The 4,067-nt window shown below is 68.3% G+C and carries 3 protein-coding genes; 1 reads left to right on the top strand and 2 read right to left on the bottom strand.

Annotated elements, in window-relative coordinates; genetic code table 11:
- Nucleotides 1–77: 77 nt before the first annotated feature.
- Nucleotides 78–968 carry a LysR family transcriptional regulator gene (locus tag AC1DS3_RS36120; protein ID WP_441634602.1) on the bottom strand — a complete coding sequence of 297 codons (891 nt, stop codon included), beginning with the start codon at nt 966–968 and terminating at the stop codon, nt 78–80.
- 100 nt (nt 969–1,068) lie between these two features.
- On the opposite strand from AC1DS3_RS36120, the gene AC1DS3_RS36115 reads away from it, so the two are divergent.
- On the top strand, nt 1,069–3,045 hold the full coding sequence (locus AC1DS3_RS36115; protein ID WP_477129086.1) for an alkyl/aryl-sulfatase: 1,977 nt from the start codon (nt 1,069–1,071) through the stop codon (nt 3,043–3,045).
- A gap of 43 nt (nt 3,046–3,088) precedes the next feature.
- On the opposite strand, the gene AC1DS3_RS36110 is transcribed toward AC1DS3_RS36115, so the two are convergent.
- The gene (locus tag AC1DS3_RS36110; protein WP_441634598.1) at nt 3,089–4,018 is read right to left on the bottom strand and encodes a LysR family transcriptional regulator; all 930 of its coding nucleotides are present in this window, start codon (nt 4,016–4,018) and stop codon (nt 3,089–3,091) included.
- Nucleotides 4,019–4,067: the final 49 nt, after the last annotated feature.

Raw genomic sequence — 4,067 nt, 5'->3', positions numbered from 1 at the left:
TATGTTAAGAGAAAGGTACATCCGTGCAAACAAAGTTACATTTAGTTGGCTTTTATTAACTGGCGCTGGCGCATGGATCAAGCGGCGGCCAGCACCGCTGCCACTGCCCTTTCCGCCGCCGGCGACAGCGTGCGCTGCGCCAGGTGCACGACGACAAAGTCCATGGCCATGGAGACCGTGCTTGCCAGCGCCAGCGCCACCAGCGCGCCGCTCTCCAGCTCCGCGCTGAGCGCCCGCGCGGGTGCCAGCAGCACCACATCGGATTGGCACGCCAGATGCCTGAGCGCATGAAAATCATTGCTCCGCACCTGAAACGGCAGGCTCTCGCCCGGCCGGCAGCCGAGCAGCCTGCGCAACTGGTCGTGGCCATGATCCGGCAACGGCACGGACACCAGGGTAGCCTCGCGCAATTGCGCCGGCGTGACACGCCCGCCCGCAAGGGGATGACCCGGGCGCGCGAACCAGCCCGATGGCTCGGGCCGCAGGCGCCGGACTTCCAGCTCTGCCGCCGCCGGCATGGTACGGCGCTCGGCAACCAGAAAATCCAGCGTCTCCGCGTGCAGGGCGGCAAGCAGCGCCGGGGCGCTGTTGACCTCGGCCGTCACCCGCAGCTTCGGCCAGTCCCGGTTGAGGGCGCACAGCACCTCGGGCAGCAGGATGGCGGCGGGAAACGGCCCCATCCCCATCTGCACGCTGCCGATCTCATGCTGCTGCACCAGCGTGAGATCGCGCGCCAGGCAGCGCGTCTCGAACAAGATCCGCCGGGCCCGCTCCGCCACCATRCGCCCGGCCGCGGTCAGCGCCACGCCGCGCGGCCCGCGATCGAACAGCGGCATGCCGGCCTCGGCCTCCAGCGCCTGGATGCTGCGGGTCAGCGCGGGCTGGCTCAGGTGCACGCGGCGGGCGGCCCCCGCCAGCGAGCCTTCTTCCGCCACCGCGATCAGGTGTTCCAGCCGTTTCAGGTTCAAGACATGCGCTCCTTGCATCGCTGGGATAAAAAACTTGCAATTGAATTATAGGTGGCGCTGGACTTCAATAGACGTCCTCTTCGTTTCGCCGAGCCTTGCCATGCCCCTTCGCCGTACCCTCCCCGCCATCCTGGCGCTCGTTGCCTTCCAGTGCGCCACCGCCCAGACGGCCAGCGCGCCTGCCTCGCCCGTCACCGCGCAAGCCAATGCGGCGTGGCTGCAGGCACTGCCCTTTGGCGACCGGCAGGATTTCGAGGATGCGCACCGCGGCCTGGTGGCCCGCTTTCCCGAAGACACCATCCGCGGCGCGGACGGCCGCGTGGCATGGGACTTCAACGCCTACGCCTTCGAGCGCGCCGATGCCGCACCGGCCACGGTGAACCCGAGCCTGTGGCGGCTCGCGCAGTTGAACAATGAAGCCGGCCTGTTCAAGGTCACCGACCGCCTCTATCAGGTGCGCGGGGCCGACCTGTCGAACATGAACATCATCGAAGGCGACACCGGCATCATCGTGATGGACCCGCTGATCACCGCCGAGACCGCGCGCGCGGCGCTGGCGCTGTACTATGCGCACCGGCCGCGCAAGCCGGTGGTCGCCGTGATCTACACGCACAGCCACGCCGACCATTTCGGCGGCGCCAAGGGCATCGTCGACGAGGCCGACGTGAAAGCCGGCAAAGTCGCGGTGATCGCCCCGGCGGGCTTCATGGAAGAGGCCATCAGCGAGAACGTGCTGGCGGGCAACGCCATGAGCCGGCGCGCGCAATACATGTACGGCACCACCCTGCCCCGCAGCGCGACGGGACAAGTCGACGCGGGCCTGGGCAAGGCCACCTCGCGCGGCACGATCACGCTGCTGGCGCCCACCGATCTCATCGCCAAGACCATCGACACCCGCCGCGTCGATGGCATCGACATCGAGTTCCAGCTCACGCCCGGCACCGAGGCGCCGGCCGAGATGAACCTTTACTTCCCGCAGCTGCGCACGCTGTGCATCGCGGAGAACGCTGCCCGCACCCAGCACAACATCCTGACCATCCGCGGCGCGCAGGTGCGCGATGCCAAGGCCTGGTCGTTCTATATCGGCCAGGCGCTGGCCCGCTACGGCGAGCGCAGCGACATCCTGATCGCCCAGCACCACTGGCCCACCTGGGGCAAGGCGCGCATCAACGAGTTCCTGTCGGACCAGCGCGACATGTACGCCTACCTGAACGACCAGACGCTGCGCCTGATGAACCATGGCCTCACGCCCACGGACATTGCCGACACGCTGCGCAAGCTGCCTGAGCCGCTGGCCAGCAAATGGTATGCGCGCGACTACTACGGCTCGATCAGCCACAACGTGCGCGCCGTGTACCAGCGCTACCTCGGGTTCTACGATGGCAACCCCGCCCACCTGAACCCGCTGCCGCCGGTGCAGGGCGCGAAGAAGACGATCGAATGGATGGGCGGCGCGGACGCTGTCCTGGCCAAGGCGCGCGAAGCCTACGCCCGCGGCGAATACCGCTGGGTGGCGCAGATCGGCAACGAGCTGGTCTTTGCYGATCCGGCCAACGCCGCGGCCCGCGCGTTACAGGCCGACGCGCTGGAGCAGCTTGGCTACCAGACCGAAAACGCAACCTGGCGCAATGCCTACCTGAGCGGCGCGCAGGAACTGCGCAACGGCATCAAGCGGGGCGCGCCCGGCGGCACGACATCGCCCGACCTGGTGCGCGCGCTGACCGTGCCGCACTTCTTCGACTACCTGGCGGTGCGCCTGAATGCGGACAAGGCCGCCGGCAAGGCCATGACGCTGAACTGGAACTTCACCGACCTGCAAGAGCGCTACGCCATGACGCTGCGCAACAGCGCCCTGACCTACCTGGCCAGCGCGCAATCTGCGCAGGCCACGGCGACCATCACGCTGGACAAGGCCACGCTCGACCGCATCAGCCTGAAGCAACTGACGCTGCCGGACGCGATCCGCGATGGCAGCATCCGCATTGAAGGCAACCCGCAGGCGGTGGCGTCGCTGTTCGGCATGCTGGATACGTTTGACGGATACTTCAGCATTGTGACGCCGCAAGYGGCGCCCTGAGGGGGGACGGGCAGCATGTCGTCGGCAAGGGCTGCAAGGGCTTTTAGCGCGGTGGGGGCGGCCCTGGCTTGCCCAAGGCTGCCTCGAAAAACTGCATCAATGCCTGTACCCGCGCCGTGCGGCCACGCCGCGTGGGCACCAGCAGGGTCACCGGCGCGCTGTCGAACTCCCAGCCGGCCAAGACCCGGACCAGCGTGCCGCGTGCCACCGCATCGGCCGTATCCCACTCTGAGCGCAGCACCAGGCCAAGCCCCTGCTCCGCCCACTGGCGCGCCACGCTGCCATCGTTGGTCGTAAAAGCCGGGACAACGCGCAGCGTTTCGCGGGCCGATGGCCGCCGCGCGGTGCCGGAACCCGCCCGGCGAAAACGCCACAGCGTCACGTCCTCGTCGTTCTCGCGAATGCAGATGCACGCGTGCCCTAGCAGGTCGCGCGGCTCTTGCGGCGTGCCGTGGGCGCGCAGGTAAGCCGGGCTTGCGCACAGCCAGCGTTCGTTGGGGGCGAGCGTGCGGGCAATCCAGGATGAGTCCCGCACGGCGCCGATATGCACTACCGCGTCCGAGTCATGCTTGTCCGGCCAAGGCGCCTCCCGCAGATCCAGCTGCAGGCGCAAGCCGGGATGGCATTGCGCGAAGCGCGCCAGCACCGGCGCCACATGATGCCGGCCATAGCCGAAGGGGGCGGCGACGCGCAGCGTGCCCGTCAGGCGGCTGTCTTCCCGGCGGAACGACTCGGGCAGCGCCTCCAGCTGCGCCAGCAGCGCCGCGCCTTCCTGCGCAAAGCGCTCGCCCTCGGGCGTGAGGCTCAGGCGCCGGGCGGTGCGGGTGGCGAGTGCCAGGCCCAGCGTGGCCTCCAGCTTGCGCAGGCGCATGGACAGCGCTGGTGGCGTCACATTGAGCGCGCGGGCGGCTGCGCTCAGGGACGGGGCCTGCGCCAGCGCCTCGACCAGCCGCAGGTCTTCGATCTGGATCATTCACTTCAGCTTAACGATTGATGTTCCGGTATTTAACCACGGACCACGT

The organism is Cupriavidus sp. 01L46 (genome assembly GCF_056399905.1).
Note: the sequence above shows the minus strand (reverse complement) of the source record. Positions and strands in the feature narration are given on the sequence as shown.